The organism is Rahnella rivi, assembly GCF_019049655.1.
Lineage (GTDB): Bacteria > Pseudomonadota > Gammaproteobacteria > Enterobacterales > Enterobacteriaceae > Rahnella > Rahnella rivi.
The window spans coordinates 13,638-37,377 of sequence record NZ_JAFMOX010000057.1; the positions used below are offsets into that span (position 1 = coordinate 13,638).

9 protein-coding genes are annotated in these 23,740 nt (G+C 49.9%); 6 read left to right on the top strand and 3 right to left on the bottom strand.

The genetic code is table 11. The features are described 5' to 3' along the window. Positions 1 to 4: 4 nt before the first annotated feature. Positions 5 to 994, bottom strand: coding sequence for an aldo/keto reductase (locus J1779_RS10440; protein WP_217203711.1), 990 nt, complete (start codon positions 992 to 994; stop codon positions 5 to 7). Positions 995 to 1,366: 372 nt separating this feature from the next. On the opposite strand from J1779_RS10440, the gene umuD reads away from it, so the two are divergent. The 5 genes from umuD to J1779_RS10465 all read left to right on the top strand — a co-directional run bounded on the left by umuD (position 1,367) and on the right by J1779_RS10465 (position 19,466). Then, positions 1,367 to 1,804, top strand: coding sequence for a translesion error-prone DNA polymerase V autoproteolytic subunit (umuD, locus tag J1779_RS10445; RefSeq protein ID WP_056772519.1), 438 nt, complete (start codon positions 1,367 to 1,369; stop codon positions 1,802 to 1,804). After that, on the top strand, positions 1,788 to 3,053 hold the full coding sequence (gene umuC / locus J1779_RS10450) for a translesion error-prone DNA polymerase V subunit UmuC (RefSeq protein ID WP_217203712.1): 1,266 nt from the start codon (positions 1,788 to 1,790) through the stop codon (positions 3,051 to 3,053). The genes umuD and umuC overlap by 17 nt, the downstream gene beginning before the upstream one ends. A 400-nt stretch (positions 3,054 to 3,453) precedes the next feature. Continuing rightward, positions 3,454 to 4,410, top strand: coding sequence for a LysR family transcriptional regulator (locus tag J1779_RS10455; protein ID WP_056772515.1), 957 nt, complete (start codon positions 3,454 to 3,456; stop codon positions 4,408 to 4,410). 267 nt (positions 4,411 to 4,677) lie between these two features. Beyond that, the gene (locus tag J1779_RS10460; RefSeq protein WP_217203713.1) at positions 4,678 to 18,570 is read left to right on the top strand and encodes an autotransporter-associated beta strand repeat-containing protein; all 13,893 of its coding nucleotides are present in this window, start codon (positions 4,678 to 4,680) and stop codon (positions 18,568 to 18,570) included. A gap of 143 nt (positions 18,571 to 18,713) precedes the next feature. After that, on the top strand, positions 18,714 to 19,466 hold the full coding sequence (locus J1779_RS10465; RefSeq protein ID WP_217203714.1) for a SapC family protein: 753 nt from the start codon (positions 18,714 to 18,716) through the stop codon (positions 19,464 to 19,466). 162 nt (positions 19,467 to 19,628) lie between these two features. On the opposite strand, the gene J1779_RS10470 is transcribed toward J1779_RS10465, so the two are convergent. Continuing rightward, positions 19,629 to 20,567 carry a LysR family transcriptional regulator gene (locus J1779_RS10470; protein WP_217203715.1) on the bottom strand — a complete coding sequence of 313 codons (939 nt, stop codon included), beginning with the start codon at positions 20,565 to 20,567 and terminating at the stop codon, positions 19,629 to 19,631. Positions 20,568 to 20,620: 53 nt separating this feature from the next. Beyond that, positions 20,621 to 20,866, bottom strand: a complete 246-nt coding sequence (locus J1779_RS10475) for a hypothetical protein (protein WP_136375849.1) — start codon at positions 20,864 to 20,866, stop codon at positions 20,621 to 20,623. A 589-nt stretch (positions 20,867 to 21,455) separates the two neighbouring features. On the opposite strand from J1779_RS10475, the gene J1779_RS10480 reads away from it, so the two are divergent. Beyond that, positions 21,456 to 23,705, top strand: coding sequence for an inverse autotransporter beta domain-containing protein (locus J1779_RS10480; protein ID WP_217203716.1), 2,250 nt, complete (start codon positions 21,456 to 21,458; stop codon positions 23,703 to 23,705). The last annotated feature ends 35 nt before the right edge of the window (positions 23,706 to 23,740 follow it).

Consider the following 23,740-nt stretch of genomic DNA (forward strand, 5'->3'; position numbering starts at 1 on the left):
TGGCTTAACGCCCGACCCGCGCCTGCAATGCCGCCGGATAGCGCTCGCCGGTAATGTTGACTGAGTCCAGAGCCTGCGAGATTTTTTGCAAATCATCCGGTGAGAGCATCACGTCGGCTGCGGTCATGTTCTCTTCCAGACGATGCAGCTTAGTGGTGCCGGGGATAGGAACAATCCACGGTTTTTGCGCCAGTAACCAGGCCAGCGCAATTTGCGCGGAGGTAACGTGTTTTTCTGCCGCCAGTTTGGCCAGCAAGACCGTCAGGTGTTCATTGGCCTCAAGCGCTTGGGCGGCAAAACGTGGCACTATGCTGCGGAAATCATCCTCGCCAAAGGTGGTACCCGTTTTGATGGCCCCGGTCAAAAAGCCTTTCCCTAACGGGCTGAACGGCACGAAGCCAATGCCCAGTTCTTCAAGCGTCGGTAAAATCTCTTGCTCAGGCTGACGCCACCACATGGAGTATTCACTTTGCAGTGCCGTCACCGGCTGAACCGCATGAGCCCGGCGAATGGTTTCAACACCCGCTTCGGACAACCCGAAATGCTTCACTTTCCCTTCGGCAATCAGGTCTTTTACCGCTCCTGCCACCTCTTCAATCGGTACGTCAGGATCGACACGGTGCTGATAAAGCAGATCGATAACATCCGTTTTCAACCGACGCAGTGAACCTTCAACCGCCTGACGAATATGCTCCGGGCGGCTGTTTAAGTTCTGCTGTTTATTATCGTCGCCAAAGGTGAAGCCAAACTTGGTTGCAATAACGACCCGGTCGCGAAACGGTTTTAAGGCTTCGCCGACAACATCTTCATTCAGATAAGGGCCATACACTTCGGCGGTATCAAAAAATGTCACGCCGCGCTCAACGGCGGAACGGATTAACGCGACTGCCTCGCGGGTATCCGTCGCCGGGCCGTAGCCGTGGCTCAACCCCATACACCCCAGGCCGAGCGCTGAGACTTCAAGCCCTGAATTACCGAGATAGCGTTTTTGCATTGTTCAGTTCCTCACGATTTAGGTGAATCACAGGCGATGACATATCGCGGTGATGAATGAAGAGTAGCGGTAACCCATTAATAAATAATGGCGTGTAAACGGATAGACTCTATGAACTGAGCTCATGAATAGGGCGTTCACCTGACAATGACGTCATGCCGGGCACGCATGGCTGAGACTACATGGCGTCTGCCAGAGCAGGGTGCGGAAAGCGTTGCTATGCGAAAAAGGCGCTGATTATCTTTTTAGTGAGATCAAGCTGATAGTCCTGCGAACGAGAGGAGCGGGGGTTTATCCACGCCAGGAGCATTGATCTGAAAATCTCATCAACTATACTGTATATAAACACAGTAATTGATGTGAGAACCCCTTATGATGCTTTACAAGATCGCCGCGCGGCAGCAAAAAACGAATATTCCTTTGTATTTAAACAATATTTCAGCAGGTTTCCCCAGCCCGGCTGCCGACTATGTGGAGAAAGGGATCGATCTGGTGGCGCATCTGATCGCCCATCCTTCCTCTACGTATGTGCTTAAGGTGTCCGGGGATTCTATGCGGGACGCAGCGATTATCGATGGTTCCATGCTGCTGGTCGATTTCAGCCTCAAGCCTGCCCACAATGACATTGTTGTAGCCAGCCTCGATGGGGAATTCACCGTCAAAAGGCTGATGCTTCATCCTTTTCCGCATCTGCGCGCTGAAAATCCGGCTTATGCGCCGATCCCTCTGAATGAGGACCGAGAAGTCGAGATCGTCGGCGTGGTGACAACCGTTATCAGCATGATGCATCGCAATGTACGCACTCGCTGATGTGAACTCGTTTTACGCGAGCTGCGAAGTGGCCTGGCGGCCCGATCTGCAAGGCAGACCCGTCGTGGTGCTTTCCAACAATGACGGCTGCGTGATCGCACTGTCTGCGGAAGCGAAAGCGCTCAACATAAAAATGGGCGCGCCATACTTCAAACAAAAAGCCATTTTTCAGCAACATAACGTGGTGGTGTTCAGCAGTAACTATGAACTTTACGGAGATATGAGCCAGCGCGTGATGGATACGCTCGAGCAGATCTGTCCACAGATTGAAATTTATAGCATTGATGAAGCCTTTCTCGATCTTCGCGAGTTACCTCACAACACGGATTTGCACGCATTTGGCAAAAAGATACGGCAGACCGTGGGGCAGCATACCCGCCTGAAGATCGGCGTCGGCATCGCGCCGACCAAAACGCTGGCAAAACTCGCCAATTATGCCGCCAAAAAGTGGACTCAGTCCGAGGGCGTGATTGATCTGTCTGATCCCGCACGCCAGCGTAAACTGATGGCGCTTCTGCCCGTTGACGAGGTGTGGGGCATCGGGCGAAGGACATCAAAAAAACTGCATGATGCCGGTATCGATAAAGCCCTCAAACTGGCCGAATGCGACCTGGGATACATCAGGAAAAACTTTAGCGTGGTGATGGAAAGGACCGTGCGTGAACTGCGCGGAGAACCCTGTCTCGGATTTGAAGAATTTGCACCGGCTAAACAGCAAATTGTGTGTTCGCGCTCTTTCGGCACTCGGGTCAGCGCCTATCAGGAGATGCGCGAAGCCATCTGTTTTCACGCCAGCCGCGCGGCTGAAAAACTGCGTGGCGAGCATCAGTTTTGCCGGCAAATCTGCGTATTTATTAAAACCAGCCCTTTCGACAACGGCGGCATTTATTACGGCAACCTCGCCAATACCCGGCTGATGACGCCGACGCAGGATACCCGCGACATTATCTCGGCGGCGTTACGCTGCCTGGATAACGTCTGGAAAGAGGGCTACCGCTACCAAAAAGCGGGCGTGATGCTGGGTGACTTTTTCAGCCAGGGTGTGGCCCAGCTGCATTTGTTCGATGAGTCTCCGCCCCGGCCCAACAGCGATGCACTGATGACACTTTTTGATGACATCAATAAGAAAAGCAAAGGCACGCTGTGGTTTGCCGGGCAGGGCACCGACCGGCGCTGGCAGATGAAGCGCGACATGCTTTCACCGGCCTGGACCACCCGCTGGAGCGATGTGCCGACCGTGCGTGCGTGATGCGGGTGCAGCGGCCAGACGGGAGCCTGGCCGCGGAGAAAAGTCCCGTTACGCCAGTTTCTAAAACTTCTCAATAACCTCAGCTTAACTGGATAAAAAAACACGTCAGGTTCCACTGTCTGCATGAGGGTATTTGCAGATTTACTGCATCAGTGACAGGTCGAATTGCTTAAAAGTATCTCTTACTCTTTTGAATTACTTGATATTTAGCACAGCTTAATCGCATGTAAGTATTTGTGCTTTGCTCATTTCAGGCACGCGTTGTTACTATGCACTCCGTTAAGCAAACGCTCTAAAACAAAGTTAAAACCCAGCGAGCAGACTCTGCTACGCTTCACAATGAAATTCTTTGGTTTTGGACGTTTTTTTAACTACATCAAACAGGGGTTTGAGACGGCATATGGTGAATAAAGAATTTATTTCTAATATCCAAAAAATGCATGGTTTTGATTTAAATCTCCTGTTGGTTTTTGAAGTCGTGTTTACCTACAAAAGCGTCACGAAAGCCGCACAAGTTCTTAATGTGAGTCCTTCCGCGATCAGTCAGTCGCTGACCAGGCTCCGCGATTTCTTCTCTGACGCATTGTTTATCCGTAGCGGAAACGGGTTAGATGCGACAAAAACCGCAAAAGACTTGCACGTGCATTTGAACACGAACTTCAACCTTCAGCAGTTATTGGGAAGTTTGAACGATTTTTCCAACGTCATGGCAAAGAAAAAAATCGTTATTCATGCCACGCCTTATGTCGCATTGAGATTATTGCCTGCCATTTATACCGCAGTGGATAATGCAGGGCTGAATTGTGAAATTGTTCATATCAGTGCGGATTTAACCGAGAACAGCGCTGAAGATATTTTGACATACAGAAAGGCGGATATTGTATTTGATATAAAGCAAAATTATTCGTTCGCTACGATTTCAAAACATCTTTTGTCTGAAAAGGCTGTGCCTATTTGCAGAAAGAATCACCCGCGATTAGGAACGACATTAAGTCCGGAAGAGATGCAATTTGAGAAGTCTACGTTCCTGAACGTAAACTCTGATGGGCTTAAGAAAACCCAGGCTGATATTCAGAATTATTTTAGTAGTCGCAATTTTTTGTTCAGCAGCGGCTCGATGTTCGTGAATGCCAGCATTGTTGAAACCTCGGATATTGTGAGTTTTGTTCCTAAATGGTTTGCGGATAAATTCGCGACCAGCTTTAATTTTAAAGTACTCGAGTGTTTATATGAGCCTGAGCCAGTAGATTTTTATATGATATATAATAAAAAATCACTTGATGACAGTCATTTTGTAGAGCTTTTAGAAATAACCGATAGATGTAAAGAATCAAACGTATGGAACCCTGCGCAGTAAAGGAATTACTTCAAATAGTCGTTAATTACTGAAGGAATTAATCTATCGTCATTGCACGATAGATCCTTCTGTTATTCAACTCATAAATCAATCGGCAATCACTATCTTCTGTTTTGCTATCTTATTCTGTTTTATTACAGAAGGCATGTCAGCAAAAAAACAGAATAGGATCGGAATCAAATGAAAAGAAAATGTGAAAAAGTCTTTATATTAAAAAAACTATATAAAGAGTTGTCGTCTGCTTGTAAATCAATGCAGCACAACAATATGAATAATGCCTTTACTGGTTCTGAAAACATAACCCGTAATACTCTGATCAGTATTCTGGGTGGCGGCGCACTGCTTTTGGGCGGCTCTGCCTATGGTGCATCTGCCGACTGGACAGGTGCGGCTGATGACAACTGGAGTGAAGCATCAAACTGGTCATTATCATTGGTGCCAAATAGCGCAGGGACCAGTGTTAACTTTATTCATAATGATGCTGTTAAGATTGATGGAAAAACCGTTTCCCTCGGAACGTCCACCAACACGATTGGCTCGCTTTCCATTGCGTCAACCGACATTTCCGCTATGTCGAATTTTGGCATTTCCGGCGGCACACTGAATTTCGATAATCTCGGCTCTGACTCGCTGATTTCTCTCTTAGACAGTATTAACGCGACGATTGATTCGAAAATCACCACCAGCAACAACCTGAATATTACCAATGACAGCACCTACGGCGCAAAACTGACGCTGAATGGGACGATTAATGGTGGCGGGAAAAAATTAACATTTGAAGATGGTACAAATACCAAGATCATTGTTAATGGGGCAATATCTAATGCATCTTCCGTTAATAAAGAGGGTGTGGGAAGCCTGGCTTTAAATGGCGCGAACTCCTTCAATGGTCAGTTTAATTTCAATGCCGGTATCGTTGCTGTGGGTAATAATGCCGCATTCGGAAATTCTACCATTGTTTTAGCCGACGGTGGCGATCAAGAATTCGATGTTTCATCCGGCAGTCGTACCCTTAGCAACCAGGTTACGCTTAATGACGGATTCAGCGTTGCCGGCGCAGGTAAAACGCTAAAATTAAATGCTAATGAAATCGCCACTCTGACAAAAGACTTAAATCTGGAAGCCGGTAATGGCGCAACATTAGATTTCGGATCTAATTTCGCATTGCAGGGTAGCAGTGCCATCAACAAAACCGATAAGGGCACCCTGGTACTTGAATCAAAAAATAACACCTTCTCCGGTGGCCTGAACATTCAACAAGGCGCTGTCGGCACTGGCACAGTTTCCGATACATTAACGATCGGTAATGCCAGTGGCACCAACCATATGCTCGGCACCGGCGATATTGACGTTTCGAGCGCATCTTCAATTCTGAATATTAATACCTCTGCAACAGGCAATGTCGATTTTGCAGGCAGCACCACCAAAATAACAGATGGTGCGACGATTAATGTGTTGGGCGGAGGTACGACTACATTATCTGGCGGTACTATTGATTTTGGTAATAGTGCAACCAAAGGAAGCCTTCACTCCAGCGGCTCAGTTGTTTTGGGCAATACCACTTTACTTAATAGTAATGGCGTAATACTGGATGTAGGGAAAGACCTGACGATATTGTCAGGTTCTACCAGTGTGCAATCCGGAATAGGCATTACTATGGATTCCGCCTCAGCACAGAACATTAACGGTACGGGTGCCATTACAGGCGTCGGGGCGTTGACGAAGTCAGGAAAAGGCACCCTGACTGTGCAAAGCGGAATAACCGATTTGAGCCTTCTGTCGCTCACCGCGTTAGACGGAACTCTGGATCTGGGCACCGCCAAGATAGCCACCTCTACCGTCAATTTAGGCGGCGGTACGCTTGTCATGAATCAGGCTGATCAGATTTCCCCGTGGATGGATCTCAATTTAGTTCAGGACACTGATTCAACACTGAATTTTAACGGCTATGATCAACACTTCACCGGCGTAAACAGCGGCAATAACAGTTCACTGACCGTCAATATGGGCGGTACAGGGGGAAGCTCCAACCTGGTTGCTTTGGGTACGCTTTCCGGTGCAAGCGATGCACTGCGTATCGGTGGCTGGGAAGGCAATCTGGGTTCATCGCTGGATCATGTCACTGTTGATAACACGCTGACTGCCGATCAACTGAGTTCTGTCTGGTTCCAGGGCTTTAACCAGGGCGCAGTTCAGGTGGGTGACGAACTCCGTCCGCTTGAAAACATGACGGCAGAATGGAGCGGTGCGGCAGGAAGTTCTGTGTGGGGGGACGGCAAAAACTGGGTTGGAGGAGATACCTATAATATTCCTGACCACGCAGGTGCATCTGTCATATTTGGTGCCTCCGCAACCGGCCTCAGCAGCCTGAGTTTAGGGGGCACAGGTCGTACCATTGGTTCATTAACCGTAGGTACTGGCGCAGCTACCGGTTATGCCATGACGGTAAGCGGAGGAGCTCTGATTCTTGATAGCGGCGATGCTAACACGCAAGCGGCTATCACCCTGAGCGATCACGATGGTACGTTGAACTTTAACAGTGTTCAGTTAAACAGCGATACAGTAGTGACCACCGACTCACAAAGGTCAATCGGGGCTGTGGGCGTTGGTTTTTACAGCGTAATGACAGGTGCCGGGCAACTGATCGTCAATGGTCTGGTAAATCTGGGCCAGAGCCTCGATTCTTCTAATTTCAGCGGCGATATCACTCTTCTTTCAAACTCTATGCTTCGACTCGCTAATTCAGTGGGCACCGGCGAGATAACAATTGAAAACGGGGCATCCATTGTTTCCAATAATATCGGGCTAGATTCGATTGCTGTCGTGGATAACGCACTGAATATCAACGGTGATTTCTCGGCGCAAAATATAGATTTCACCCATGCTCAAGATTTCAACTTAGACGGTATTGACAGAACGATCCGTGTAAATGGGCAGGTCACCTTTGAAAGCGGGACCAACTTCACCGGAAATGGCTCTCTGACGTCAGTATCCAATGGCTATGGCGGCGGAGTTTTAAACCTGGAGAGCGCCAATAATACCTTTGGCGGCGGTCTGTTTGTCACGAACACGGGAAATGCCGAGGGAGGGGTTACAACCTCATTAACCAGCGATTTGAATATCGGTCAACTGGAAGCCGGTCATAACTACCTGGGTTCCGGCAATATTACCGTGAGTAACGGCAACAAGGTCACGATAGACAGTCATGGCTATAACACCACGCTCAACGATTCCACACTGACGCTGCAAAACAACGGTGGATTGGATTATTTAGACGGCGGCAATTTCACTCTGGCCAGTGGTGTACTGGACGGCGGGACGGCGAGTAGCAAAGGAACGCTGGGCGTATCAGGGGATCTTATTTTCTCTGGCACGACGCTGGTCAATACACCCAATATCGTTATGAGCAGCGAAGATTCAAATACCATTAGCTCAACGGTTGGCGGCACAATTTCTGGTTTGGGGCATGTCTCTAAATTAGGCTCCGGCACGGTAAAAATTGATGACAGCATCACGGATTTATCTGCCATCGACCTGAATATTACCGAAGGGACAATCGAATTATCCCGGGATAACCAGATCACCTCGTCTACTAATCTGGTGCTTAATGGCGGTGCGCTGGATACCGATAACTATCAGCAAAGTTTAGGCTCATTATCCTTGCTGGATAACTCCACTATTCTGATGGATAACGGTGGAATAACCGTAGCCTCACGTAATAAAAAATCCAATGGTTGGATCGACGGCAAGATATTAACGCTGGCAAGTTCCAGTGCCTGGGATCAGGTGGGTGGCTCGTATCTGCGCTTCGCCGCGGACCCAACGTTTACCACTAAGCAATTATCTAATGTGGCGTTTACCGGCTATGAATCCGGTGCGTATGTCTCAAACTCGCTGTATAGCGGTTACTGGACGCTATTACCGAATGGCGATGCGACCAACGAATGGAATGGCGCGACGTCAAATTCCGATTACCTCTGGAGTGATGCAGCAAACTGGCTGGCGGGTATCGTGCCTGATGCCGTCGACCAAAGTGCAACCATCCGCGATCTCGATGGCAAGTTAAATGGTAAAACCATCAAGGTCGATGGCGATTATACGGTAGGCCACCTTATGATTGAGGCGGTCGGAAAGGAAAGCTTTACGCTGGGAGGGAATGGCTCTCTTACCTTTGATGACAACAGTGACGCCATCCTGCACCACTCGGGTAACAACATCGTCACTTTCGCTGCCGATGTGCATCTGGCTGATACGCTTAACTATATTGATGATGTTGCCAAAACCGTCGGTTATCTTGACTGGACGGGCGATGTCGATGGCAGCGGTGGCATCAACAAAACTGGCACGGGTACGCTGCGTATTTCCGGCGGGTCGGCAAACTCTTATACCGGCGGGTTCTTCTGGAAAGATGCCTCGGTTATTCAAATTAACGAAGACGGTTCACTGTTCGGCACCGCGGGTTTAACCGTAGGTAACGGCGCCGCCGGCACCTATACGCTTGAATCTCGTGATGGGGATCATACCGTGGACGGGCCGTTAATCATTGACGGTAATCTGGCATTACGTCGTGATACGGATGCCGGCATCATCAGCACCAATGGCGGTGACCTGACATTTACAGGTTTAACAACATTAGCCGCGGGTCAGCATTCCCTTGATGTCGGCTATGGAAGCCAACTGATTCTGGATGGCGATATCTCCGGCTCGGGTGGTATCAGAAACATCGGCTCCGGTACGCTGGTTCTGAATGGCGCTAATAATACCTTCACCGGTGGTGTATTGCTCGATGGCGCTAATGTGGTGGTTGCCCACGACCAGGGGTTGGGAACGGGTACGATCTCTGTCACTAATGGTTCTGTAAGCCATGGGATAACCTATAACAGTACCGGTAAATCTGACTTCCTGGAGTTAAGTAATGAGCTGAATTTAGCCGGCGGCATGACACTGTCAGGCAATATTAACTTCGACCACCAGGGGACCAGTATCGTTTCTAAAGTTAACGATATGGGTGCGAGTAGCGGTTCTCAGGTCGCATTTGGCAAGGACCATATTCTGGATGGTGCCGGTGGGTTTAACTTTGGTCGTATCGGTTCATACACAAACTCCGGCAGCTTCGTATTTCTGGGGGAAAACACCTTCAGCGGCGGGGTTAACGAGGCGTCTGGTCAGCTATATGTTGGCGCGGACTCGGTTAAAGATGCTTCAGGGAATATCATCAGCGGTGCGTTGGGGACCGGTGCGTATACCTCGAACGGTGGCTGGCTGGGCGCTTACAGTGAAACCGGCAGCGGGATCACCTCTCGCCGCATGTCTAATCAGATTGTCCTCGCGGGCTCAAACATCGGTATTACAAGTAGTGGCGATGCCAAAACCCTGATTTGGGACACCTCAACGATCGATTTGTCATCCACGAATATGACTTTATCGAATAACACCACCCTTTCTGTAGAGTCACAGTTTGTCGACAATCAGACGGGTAAACCCAGCCTGCTTGCGATAAGTGGTCCAGGTACTGTGGAATTAAAGAACGGCGACAATCAGATTTCAGCTGGCATTAAGGTCGGTACTTTGTCTACGTTGCTGGCTACAGCAACGGGCGATGTGACGACCGGAGCAGTCGACCAGGGGCATAACTACTTCGGTACAGGCCATCTCAACCTTGATAACGGTTTGACCAAAATTGTCACCGCAGACGGTTCAACTGTTCGCCTTTCTGGTGACGGTATGACCATGAGTAATGGTGCAAAACTGGTCATTGAGGGGGGCGCGAACACTAACACCGTGTTCGATGGTAACTCAGCCTTTACCGGTACGAATACCACAGGCTCTATCACGACCTCAGGTAAACTGATTAAGAAAGGTGCCGGCACCACCACATCTGTGGGTGCCAGGTTGATTACCCCTGAATTGCTGATTGAACCTGATGCCATTCTGTCCCTGACGAATGCCAATCTGGTCGGCGTTGTCGGAACACTCACTCTTAACGGCGGCACTCTGGCGGTGAACGGTCTTAATCAGACCTTCAGCTCAGCCTCGCAAGTGGTGCTGAACGCTGACAGCCATATCGATTTTGGTGATGGTGCCAGTATCGTTACCGTGGGTTCCCTTAATATGACCGCCGACGGAAAATATGTCGGTCGCTCAGACCTGACCTTAAACCTTGATAACTGGGACGGTAATGCCAGCTCAGGCGGCGGTGCGGATCAGTTCGTGGTGCTCAATGGCCTGACGGACAATCAGAAGATCCAAAACATCTGGTTCACCGGCGGGTATGCGCCGGGTGCGAAAACGCTGATTAACCCGAATGGCAGGATTGAACTGGTTCCAGTAGGCCTGGCGTATGTCTGGGATGATCATACTAATAACGATCTGTGGTCATCCAGCAACTGGACCGATGTCGGCTCACCAAACGGTGCTGGCGATTCGGCGGTGTTTGATAATACTGACGCAAATCTTGATGGCAGCACGATTTCTCTCGGCCGAAATACGACTATTGGGTCTATTTCGTTTGAAAGCGACCAGGGCCAGGCCTTCACGCTGAGCGGGGGCACTATCACCCTCGATAGCGGTGATGTTGATACACCAGCGCTTATTCGTGTCATGAGTAATACTGCGCCAACCATCGCTTCACAGATTCTTTTGCAAAGTAATCTGAACATCTCTGAAGTGGATGCGCTCTCGGTACTGAACTTAACCGGTACGATCAGCGGTCCGTTTGTCGGTATTACTAAATCAGGCTTCGGTACTCTGGGTCTGATGTCTGCCGATTCAAACTACACCAACGGGACAACCATTGAAGGTGGCCTGCTGCAAGTAGGTGCATCCAGTTCACTGGATCAGTATGGCCGTGTGCTGAAAGGGCCTGCAGGTCTGGGGGTGTTGACCCTGGCAAGCGGCACCAGTATCGAAGCAACCGGTGGCAATCAAACCTTACATAATAGCGTGGTATTCAACGGAAACGTGGGTGTCATGGGTGCCAATACCCTGACGCTTCAAGGCTCTCAGGGGGGTGAAGGCAAAATCGCGTCGGCGACGACGTTGAACGTGGCTGATGCGGCTGGCGCACTGACATTTGGCAGTGATCTGTTGCTGACCGGCACCGAGAACCTGACCAAAACCGGTTCGGGTACGGTTAACTTCAATTCCACGGCCACCAATTTTAGCGGCAATGTTCTTGTTAATCAGGGCAGCGTCGGTATCGGCACCAATAATGGCTTTGGTCAGGGATCTGTTTCTCTGGCGAACGGCACCACTCTGGTTGCCAACACCAACGGGCTGGCGGTCGATAGTAATATTTCCCTGGCTGCAGGTACTGAGTCCATCAACAGCGGTGCTCATAATCTCACCCTGACCGGCGACATTACTGGCGCAGGTAAGCTGAACAAAACCGGTAGCGGTACGCTCACTCTGGACACTGTCTCCACCTACAGCGGCGGCACATCCGTGTCCGAAGGCGCTGTGGTCATGACTAACAATGACGCAGCGGGCGCAGGCAATATCAGCATCGCATCAGGGGCAGCTCTGAATGCTAATTTCTCAGGCGATACGCTGAGCAATGTGCTGACAGGCGCAGGTACCCTGAACATCAAGGGTACTGATGTGAAGGTTGCTGCGGATAACTCCGGTTTCAGCGGTGTGCTGGACGTTAATGACAATGCTTCTGCCATCGTGAACGATGCTGTAAGCCTCGGGCACGGCAGTGTGGCACTGAGCGGCAACGGCGAACTCACGATTGCTCCGGCAGATGCAGATTTCATCTTTGATAATCAGCTTTCTGGTTCCGGTCTGCTGACCGTCGATTTGGGGGGTACCGATCACCAGTTCAACTTTGGTGCAAACACCGGCTCAGCCTTTACCGGTACAGCGGATATCGCTCATGGTATTGCGAATCTGGATGCCAACGCATCAACCGCGTTAGCTAACGCAACGCTGAAGCTTGAAGCAGGCAGTAAAGCAACCATGACCGGTAACGTCACGGCAGGTAACACGACGCTGAACGGTGGCAGCTTGCTGACCACGATGAACTCATCAGGTGTGATCGATGGGAAAATCACCACCAATACGCTCACGCTGAACAGCGGTTCCGTGCAGCTGGATCTGGCAGCAATGAATTCTGCTGCGGGTCTGTTGCTGGCCGATGACGGTGTGACGAATCAGCTGATTGCCGCCACCACCATTGCCGGTGATGTTAAAAACCTGCAAATGGTTGACGGCAAAGGCGCGGTAATGGGTGCTAACAGCGTACAAAACATTACCCAGGGTGGGAATGTTGTCGCGAAAGGCAACTACAGCGAATCTCTGGCAAGCACCGGCGCGGGCGGCAACGGACTCTACGTTTCCTACCAGCTGGATCAGGTTGATCTGCAGGATAATCAAACGCTGTCTCTGAACGAAGGTACAGCAACCAACACGGCTGCTGAACTGAAAGCCAAACTGACAGGCGCAGGTAACCTGGATATCGCGGCGACCAATGCCATCACGATTTCAGGTGTTAACAATACTTATACCGGCACGACAACCGTTTCATCCGGCACCGCGAAAGCGGGTGGCGTGAATGTCTTTGCCAGCAGCAAAGCCGTTGATGTTAAAAAGAATGCCACGCTCGATCTGAACAGTAACGCGCAGCAGCTGAATAACCTGACTGGCGCAGGTACCGTACTGGTGTCTGCAGCATTGACGGCCAACAACACCGCAGACAGTACCTTCAGTGGTGTACTGAACGGAACAAGTTCATTAACCAAAACCGGCAGCGGCAAGCTGACCCTTTCCGGCGACAACACGCTGGGCGGCACCACGCAGATTAATGCGGGTACCCTTGCGTTGCAGAGCAATAAATCGGTGGGTACTTCGGCGGTTTCTGTCGCTGCGGGTAGCAAACTGGATCTGGCATTTAGCAAGCTTGGCTTCAGCAACACGATTGCCGGCAACGGCACAGTGGACATTACGGGTACCGATGTTGGCCTGACGGGTGTCAATACGCTGGCAGGCATGTGGAACATCGTCGGTTCCGCGGCTGTGACTGCGATGAACAACCTCGGTACTGCGGGCGTTAACCTCAGCAGTGCTGCGAGCATACTGAATGTCACGCCGGCAGCGGGCAATATTGCCTTCGGCAACAAACTGACCGGAAACGGTACGCTGAATGTGCAGCTTGCTGACAACACGAAATCGTTTGATTTCACCTCAGCAGCGGGCAACGCCTTTACGGGTACTGTCGACCTGAAACAGACTTCATTTGCTCTGAATGGCGACAATACCTCAGCGCTGACAAATGCCACGCTGAAGGCCGACAAGGACTCCATTGTGACGGTCGGCAGCGGCAATCAGCAAATCGGCGGTCTGACATTTGCCGGTGGTAAAGTCATTTTCGATGCCACTATCCCGGCTCAAACCCAGGCTAACGGCATTATTACAGCCAAAAACATCGACATTAACGGTGCAGGTACCGTGCAGGTAACGACGCCAACGTTGATGCCAACGGCGCCATCCGCAGGCGGCAACACCAATATTCTGTCTCAGGATGACTCAGGTGCTATCACTAAGCTGGCCGGTGCAGGCTCCATTACCGGTGCAGGCGGCGCGCTGACGCTCGTTGATCAGAACGGCAAGGTCATCAGTAACGGGCAGTCCATTGATATCTCCAGCGGCGGCAAAAAAGTTGCAACAGGTATTTATGATTACCGCCTGAATACCGGTGATAAAAATGACGGCATGTATGTCTCTTATGCTCTGAAAAGTGTGGATGTTATCGACGGCGAGACGTTGTCTCTGACGCCTGATACCAGCGCAAGCGGTCTGGCAACAGACATGTCGGCCACCATTACCGGCAAAGGGAATCTTGATATTTCCGCCGGTGCGGGGCACACGGTGTCACTGACCAACGCATCTAATGCTTATACCGGGAAAACAACCGTTACCACCGGTACCCTGGCAGCAGGTTCCAATAACGCATTCGGTAAGACAAGTCTGCTGGATATCGCCGCGGCGGCAACAGCAGATCTGAATGGTTACAACCAGACGGTAGGCAGCTTCAGCGGTGCGACAGGCTCTACGCTCAATGTTCACGGCGGGACATTGTCGATGACCAACGGCGGGACCTCTGACGGTGCATTAACCGGTGCAGGTCAGCTGAATGTTAATGGCGGTGATTTCTCAGTGAAAGGGGCTAACACCTCTCTGAGCTCGAATGTCTCTGTCGCTTCCGGCGCGTCTGCAACGCTAAACAACGTGGCAGGTCTGGGTAACACCGGCACCGTCACCACGGCGGGCAAACTGGAACTGAACAATGCGTCTGGCGTAATGGCGAAAAACATTGCCGGAAGCGGTTCTCTGGATCTGACGAATGGTTCAAACGTCACAGTGACCGGAACTAACACACTGTCCGGCGCGATTAACATTGCGGTTAATAACTCCGTGACGGCGTCACGTGCAGCCAACCTTGGCACAGCGACCATCAACAACACCGGCGGCTTTATTCTGGATACCGCCACCAACTGGACATTCACTAACGCCCTCACCGGTACGGGTCTGTTCACGAAAAATGGCACAGGTAATTTGACCATCAGCCGCGCGAATAATCGCACCGGCAGTACCAACATCGCCGCAGGTAAAATGACCCTGACCGATAAAGGCGCTCTCGGAACGGGTGTGGTTAACGTCAATACCGCTGCCGGAAACAGTGCACAAGGTCTTAACCTGGCGTTCGGCACGGCACAAAGCTTCGCCTCCACGCTGGCAGGTGCGGGTGTGACGTCAGTCACCGGCGCAGGTACAGCAACGATCACGGGCGCAAACTCTGCGTATACCGGTAACTGGAATATCAGTGGCAAAGCGGCAGTCGATGCGACAGCCACCACGTCCGGTCAACACCTTGGGACGGGTGCCATTAACCTGGTCAGCGGCGGTGCACTGAACACGGATACCACAGGGGCATTTGTTTTCAACAATCTGCTGACCGGTAACGGCACGCTGAATGCATCGAATGCGGGTAACGCATTCTCCTTCGGCAGCGGTGCAGGCCATGCATTCGCCGGTACCGTGGCGCTGACGGATAACACCTTCAGCTTGTCTGGTGACAATACCGCGACCCTCGCCGGTGCAACATTGTCGTTAGGTGCCGGCAACGTGACCACGGTGGGCAACGGTGTGCAAAACATCGGTAACCTGACGCTGGCGGGTGGTCGCATTGATTTCAGCAACACCACCATCCCGACGGATATCGTGGCGAAAGGCAGCGTTTCAACCGGCGTACTGGATGTCACGAAAGCCTCTGAAGTGAGCATCAGTGCAGCGGCGGCGGCGCAGGTCATTAACCCGGCACCATCAGGCACGTTGAATCTGATGTCTCAGGATGATGATGCAAAACTAAAACTCATTGACTCCACCTCGATCGCGGCAGGCTCCTCTGTGGGCAACCTGACGCTGGTCGACGCGCAGGGCAATGCGATCAGCGCAATGAACATCAATGACATCATTGAAGGCGGAAACACGGTGGCGATCGGTACTTACGATTACACCACCAGCTTCGGTGATACCAATGATGGCCTGTACGTGGGTTACGGCCTGAAGAAAGTGGATCTGCAGGCGGGTCAGTCCCTGACGTTGACGCCTGATGCCGGTGCCGCCGGTGCCGCAATGGACTTCAGCACCCAAATTACAGGTACAGGTAACCTGGCAATCAACGCTGGCGTGGGTCGTTCGTTGTCGCTCTCTAACAACATGAATGATTTCACCGGTGAAACGGTTGTTCAAACGGGCGACTTAAAACTTGCTGCAGACGATGTGTTGGGCAAAACCGCCAATCTGGCGATTGACGGAGGTGCATCGGTTGATATGAATGGCCGTTCACAAACCATCGGCGCGCTCGCTGCGTATACCGGCAGCGTACTGAATCTCGACGGGACACTGACAATTTCTGACAGCCAGCGTTCTGCGGGTGATGTATCCGGTGGATTTGCGAGCGATAACACGCTGTTCGGCAACGGTAAACTGGTTATCGATCCTTCCGTCATGAGCGTAGCGGGTACTCAGCTTGGCTTTACCGGCCAGATTGATGTCACCGGCGGTTCACAACTGTTCCTCAATACCGCCGAAGCGTTTAACAATGCGCAGGGTATTACGCTGACCACTGACAGTGACAAAGTGACATTCGCTAACCTGTCAGCGCAGGACGCGTCCTGGACTTCCACACCAGATGGCATCAGCAGCGTCGGTTTCTCTGGTCTGGGTAGCGTTGAACTGCGTGATGGCTCGAATGTAGCCTTGACCGGTGACAGCTCGGCATTCGAAGGACAGTTTGATGTTGCGAAAGACTCAACGCTGACTGCTGATGAGTCGAAAAATCTGGGTACCGCAGACCTGCTGCTGGATGGCACATTCAACGCCAACGCTGAAACTGACTGGACATTCAGCAATAACGTGACCGGCAACGGTGAGTTCAACAAACTCGGTTCAGCGACGTTCATGGTGGATTCCCAACTGAGCGGTTTCAGCGGAAATACCACCGTCAGCGATGGCGTGATGATGCTGGGTAACCGCACATCATCAGCTTCAACGATGGCGGGTGACCTGAACATCAATGCGAACGGTACCTTCTCCGGTATCGGTGCGGTGAATGGCAGCGTCAATAACGAGGGTCGTATTGTTTCTTACAACGTACTGCCTCTGGTTAACGGCGGCGGTGATAGCGCAGTGTCTAACCTGACAGTGGGGTCATTGACCAACAGCGGTCTGGTACAACTGGCCGGTCAAAATGTCGGTAACTCCCTGACGGTTAAGGGCGACCTGATCGGTGCGGGCGGTACTGTTGCCATCAATACCGTTCTGGGTAACGACGCCTCCGCGACGGATAAACTTATCCTGGATGGCGGTAAGACTACCGGCACAACCTCTCTGGCTGTCTTCAATAATGGCGGAGCAGGTGCTAAAACTGATATCGGCATTGAAGTTGTTGACGCCATCAATGGCGCAATCACGGAAAACGGTTCATTCACGCTTTCTTCACAGTCAACGGGCTATCGTTCTACCACCGGTACCCTGGCGATAGGGGCCTACGATTACGGTCTGGTGCGTGGCGGCAAAGGGGGCGATGCAGAAAGCTGGTACCTGAGCTCAACCAGCACAGAAGCTGAAGACGGTAATGAAGGTAACGAAGGTGATGACGATAAAGGCGGTGATGACGACAACAACAATAACAGCAACGCAGGTCTGCGTCCGGAAGCCGGGGTCTACGCAGGAAACATGCTGGCAGCTCAGTCCATGTTTGAAATGACGCTGCACGATCGTGAGAGCTATAACCGCTCAACCGGTCAGAACGGCGTTGAAGATGAGCATGCAAGTTGGGCGCGTGTTACCGGCAGCCACTCCTCAGGGAAAATGGCGAATGGCGCACTGTCAAACTCTGCGGATATCTCTTCTGTCCAGATGGGTGTTGATCTGCTGAGCAAACCGGATACGCAGTTCGGTTCAGTGTATGCCGGTGTCATGGGCGGTTGGGGTTCTGCTAAGACCTACGCCAAAAAAGATCAAGGCAATCACATTCACGCCGATGGCTCTGTAAGTGGTTACTCAGCCGGTGTTTATGGCACCTGGTATGAGAAAGACAAAGATCTGGGCGGCGCCTATGTCGATTCATGGATGCAGCACAACTGGTTTGATAACAGCGTTCATGGCTTCGGTTTACCAGAGGAATCGTATGGTTCTCAAATGGACACCGTTTCAGTGGAAACTGGCTATGCTATTAAGCTGAGTGATGATGAAAACACTAAGATTTTCGTCGAACCTCAGGGCCAGTTGAAATATTCCTCTTACCGTTCAGACAACCATACAGAAGTCGGTGGGACGAAAGTGAGTACAGAGGATGCGGAAGGTGTTACCGCGCGTGCAGGTGCTCGTCTGTATGGCGTTCATACGCTGAAAGGCGGTCAGACGATTCGACCGTTTGTTGAGGTCAACTACTGGTACACACAGAACACCGGCACAGTCGTGATGAATGACGACGCGATTAAAAGTGGAGCACCTAAATCGTACGGAGAAGTGAAAGCAGGGGTTGTCAGTGATGTGACGAGAAACCTGCAGGTCACGACGCAGGTCGGCGGGCAGTCTGGAGATAATGACTTCACCTCATTGTCCGGCCAGATCGGTATCAAATACTCCTGGTAAAGCCATTTTGTAATATCAGGAACAGTGCCCGGTTGAAATCCACCGGGTACTGTTCCCCCGAGCATTCATTAATCTCACCGCGACGCTTCGCGTGTGGAAACCCTATTACTTACTCCCGGGCCTTGCGCCCACAAGGAATTAAAATGTCTACAACAATGCTTTTCTATAAAAACGTTACTGCACTTTCCCGTGATAGCCATAAGAAGTTAAAACTCGATCCCGTCAACGGGTTTGATATGGCAGCGAATACCCATTGGTTACCGGTTGTTGGTGGAGAGTTTTATCAGGCATCCCCGCATTATCCGATCGTATTCGCCGCTGAAACCAAAGAGGGGACAGAAGTGATCACCCCCATTCTGCTGTTAGGCCTTGAGGCGGGTCATAATGATTATGTGGCTAAGGATATGAGCTGGAAGGCCGGGACTTATTTACCTGCCTTTGTTCGTCGTTATCCATTCGTACTGGCATCAACAGATCAGGCGTCAAAAGACTTCACTATTTGTTTTGACAAAGATTTCGCGGGCTTCAACGAGAAGAAAGGGAAAGAGCTGTTTAATAAAGACGGCTCAAACAGTGAGTTCCTGGATGAGACAATCAAATTCATGAATGGATTCACGGTTGAAATGGAGCGGACGAAAGAGTTCGTGGCGTTGCTGAGCAAATTCCAGCTTCTGGAAAAACGTAATGCAGAAATCACCAGCAGCACTGGCGCATCCTTTAAAGTTCAGGATTTCCATGTTGTGAGTGAAGCTAAACTGGCAAAACTGACCGGCGAAGAACTGGTTGAGCTTAACCAGAAAGGCTATTTGGGTTGGATCATTGCTCATCTGATGTCATTAGCTAATCTGCCAAAACTTCTTGATATGCATTTGGCGAATCGCAAAAGCGCTAAGTGAATTAAAGAAGCGTGAGTCGTATATTTCTACTATCTGAACAATAACCTGCTTAAGCTTTGTTAAATCGACTCGTGGAGTCCGCGCACTCCCGAGTCGAGAACCTTCCCGAAGACCTTTCCCCCTCTCAAACCCGCAGACAGAATGCACTGTTTTCGCTTTGAACTACCCTTGCCAGTTCAACAGGTGAGAGTTGATCCCCTCGATGATTTGTACAAATGAAGAGTTATTGAGCGATGTTTTGTTATAAATCATGTAAATAGACACCGGCTTCATACTCAACTCCGGTTTCAACATTTTGATGTCATAACTGCCCTTCATTTTTTCAAACAGGCGTTTAGGGATTGCACCGACCAGATCGCTTTTTTCTGTCGCGGCGAGAACACATAAAAGTGAACGCGTTCTCATGCCGATGTTTCTTTCGCCAAAATGGTTGTCAGCGTAGACCTGAAACTCGTTAATCACTTCGCTGTCTGTTTCTAATAAAACGAATTTCTCATGCCTGGATTGCTCAACATCTAGCGTATCAGTAAGACGCGGGTGCGTTTTACTGCATATAAAAACGATTTCTTCTTCGAATATTTTTTTAGAAACGAACTGCATACTGAAATGCGGATTGGAATCAAAGATAATGTCTGCCCGCCGGTAAATCAGCGCCTCTTCAGCGGAGTTCGACGTAGGGTCACTGATGGTATGCACGATCTCGCATTGTGGGATGCTGTCCAGGACTAACGTGGTAATGACGGGAATGAGGATGCCTGAAAGATACGCTGAACAGTCAATCACCAGACGATTGTGAGAGGTTTGTTTCGAGACTTTCTGAAAAGCAAACAGGAAATTATCAAAGCTCGGGCTCAATGCCTGATGAATACTGACAGCCACTGTCGTGGCACTTAATGATTTCCCTTCCCGAACAAACAACGGATCCCCAAAGTACAATCTGAGTTTTTGCAAAGACTGACTGACGGAAGAAGGCGAGAGGTCGAGAGATTCAGCAGCCATGGTGACACTTCCATAGATGTATACCGCTTCAAACATGACTAACAAGTTGAAGTCAAAATCTTTTGTAGTCCAGAATACATCGGTAATGTTACCTGACTGCATGCTCTCTCCTTATAAACGAGTGGCTATATTTCGCGGGGAAATGATAGTCATAATTATAAGTCACGGTTAAAAATTTGCTGCAGTTTTTCTTCCGTCAGGAAAAGCAAATCATCCAATACCGGCGTTATCCTGGAGCCTCTGATAAGCACTAATACCGGATAATCGGTGGGATGGTTAAGCGATAACTGATTTTTATAATCAGACCACTTTTTAATATGACCATCAGACTCTGCGCTGGCCATAATGAATACGGTGGTAATGAATTCATCGTACTCATATAGGTTATTCAAAAGGAACATAAAACCTCACTCGCTATTAATAAAATGACAATGTAGGAAATAAGAAGTTACAGATGTAGACTCCTTAAGCAGATAATATTTCAACGGCTCATCCTCCAGAAGTTTCGAGTCAAAGACAATGCCATATCCTGAAAGATGTTTTTGCAAATCTGCATGAACCCTTATGGGCGTTACTCTGTCTGTATAACTGCTCTGGCTCAGCGTTACTCTCAGGATTGAAAGTTCTCATCAGACGTCAGTCTGGTGCATGAGATTAAATTTATCGCCATAAAAAACCGCACTGAATGGCATAAATTCCTGACAAGGTGTTTTAATATTTACACGGTAAAACAGCGAGTTGCATTCATGTGGTGAGTGGATGTTGATTTTTAGAATTGATCATTCAGCAAACGATATTGCAGCGGGGGTTGGGTAAGAATATTATTTTCGCAAGCAGGAGGTCTGGCAAAGGTTAATAGAGTTCAGATTCTTAATGACTGCACTACTTATATATAAACCCGGCGCGATGATGTTCTGTCTTTTCATCCTCCGTTAATTTTTCTCCAGCAATATGATAGGTTATTTTTTATCATTCAGGTCAATACGTAATATGAAGAAATTATCTTTATTTACGCTGGCAGCAATCACATTCTGCCCGCTGATGAGCAGTCATGTTATTGCCGCAGAAAGCCTGCTATTGCCAGATTTAGGCAGTGCTGAAACGGTAAAGAATAACGCTTCTGCAGAAGATCTTTCTGCGCAGACAAATAACGGTTTTGCAGCTAAAACAGCGCAAACCGCTGTGAGCGAAGCACAACAGAATTTTGAAAATTTAACGCCGGAAGGGATGAAGTCTCAGGCCTATCAATATGGCAAAAGTGTTGCTACAAGCGCCGCACAGAATCAGATTGAAAAAACGCTGTCGCCTTATGGCCATGTCAGTACCCAAATCAGTCTCAATGACGACGGAAGTTTAGACGGGTCATCGCTGGATTATCTGATCCCCTGGTATGAAGGTGAGAGCAATTTAATTTTTACCCAATTCTCTGCTCACAATACCGATGATCGTACCATTGCTAACTTCGGGGCAGGGTTACGCCATAACCTGAATAAAGACTGGCTGGTGGGCGTCAATGCCTTTTACGATTACGACCTGACCCGAAATCATCGCCGTTACGGCGTAGGTGCTGAAGCCTGGACTAACTACCTGAAGTTTAGCGGCAACTATTATATTCCGCTGTCTTCATGGAAAAATTCGCCAGACCTGGAAGATTACGAAGAGCGCCCATCCAGAGGGTGGGACGTTCGTGCGCAGGCTTATTTACCGGCATACCCGCAGCTGGGCTCGTCGGTCATCTATGAAAAGTATTACGGCGAACAGGTTGCGCTGTTTGGGACTGACAGTTTACAGAAAAACCCGTCGGCAGTGACGTTGGGAGTGGATTACACCCCGGTACCGATGATCACCATGGGGCTGGGCTATAAAAAGGGTAACTCTGATAACACCGAACTGACTGCCAACGTGGCGCTGGATTACCGCATCGGTGTGCCGATGGCGCAACAACTGGACCCTTCAGCCGTCGCCGATATGCGCAGCCTGGCGGGAAGTCGCATGGATTTCGTCGATCGTAATAATCATATTGTGCTCGAGTACCGCGAGAAAAAGGATCTGGATGTCGGCCTTTACCTGAAACCGACCGGCACGCCCGCGCAATGTATTCTTTCTGATGCGCCGGATGAAGCTCAGGCTTATGAGGGGTGTCACTGGACAGTTAACGCCACCATTACGTCGCATCTGAAAATTAAAGACGCGCAGTGGGTTCCGCTCGGCGGTTTCTCTGCGGAAAGCAAGCTGGCCTTACCGGCCTTGTCTCCACAGCAAAATATCAGCGCCGGTCAGAACAACCACTGGACGCTGACGTTCCCTGCATGGGTTGATTCCGCCGATCCTGAGGCCAACAAATACGCGCTGGCGGTGATGCTGGTTGATGATAAAGGGCACGCGAAGCAATCCAATATCGTCAACATTGAAGTGTCTGAAGCGCCTGTTAATTATCAGCTGGTGATTAACGATGCCGGTGAAGAGAAAAAAGCCATCAAGGTGTTATCTAACGGTAATGATGTCGTCACCCTGCATTCAAGCGGCAGTAAAGTTGCCGGGCTGGCGGGTGAAACCACGGCTCTGGCGGCTGAAAGTCTGAATATGACATTCCATGCTTACAAGATGGAAGATAAAAGCCACGCTCAGGAAGTTGAGATTCACGCGTCGAAAAGTGACTGTGAAACGCATACGCAATGTCTGTTTTATGAACAAAAACCGGAGCGGGGCGAGGCGGTGATCGGCAGTACAATGAGCGGTGTTTACTCTGTCATTGCCAAACCAGAAAATAAAGCGTCACAGAAAACCAATGCGGTTGTTATTGATTTCACCCCTGCGGATAAAATGATTTATACCGCTATCGTCGATAAAGAAAATCCGACAGTGAATTTAACGGCTACGAAGGGTAATAAATTACAGTTAGGCCATGAATATGAATTTAAAGTGGCCTACGACAGTAATAATAACGGGCAATGGGATGCCAGTGACCGTGAGACAGTAACAGAAGAAAATAAAACGCCGATCATCTCTTTGATGAATTACCGCTGGCAATTCACCAAAAATAGCGCGAACGGTACGCCGGGTGGGTTTGCCACTCCTGCGACGGATAATCACAATATTATCCTGCCGAAAACCAATGCTGAAGCCAGCACCGTATTTTCCGCTGCCGGACCAGACGGGGTCCAGGGATATGAATTAAGAGTTGACTATCAGTTGACTCAAACAGGAATACAGACTGTTAAAACGATGAATAAGAAATAATATTTCCTATCGCGATTTGACATTAACTCACCCAT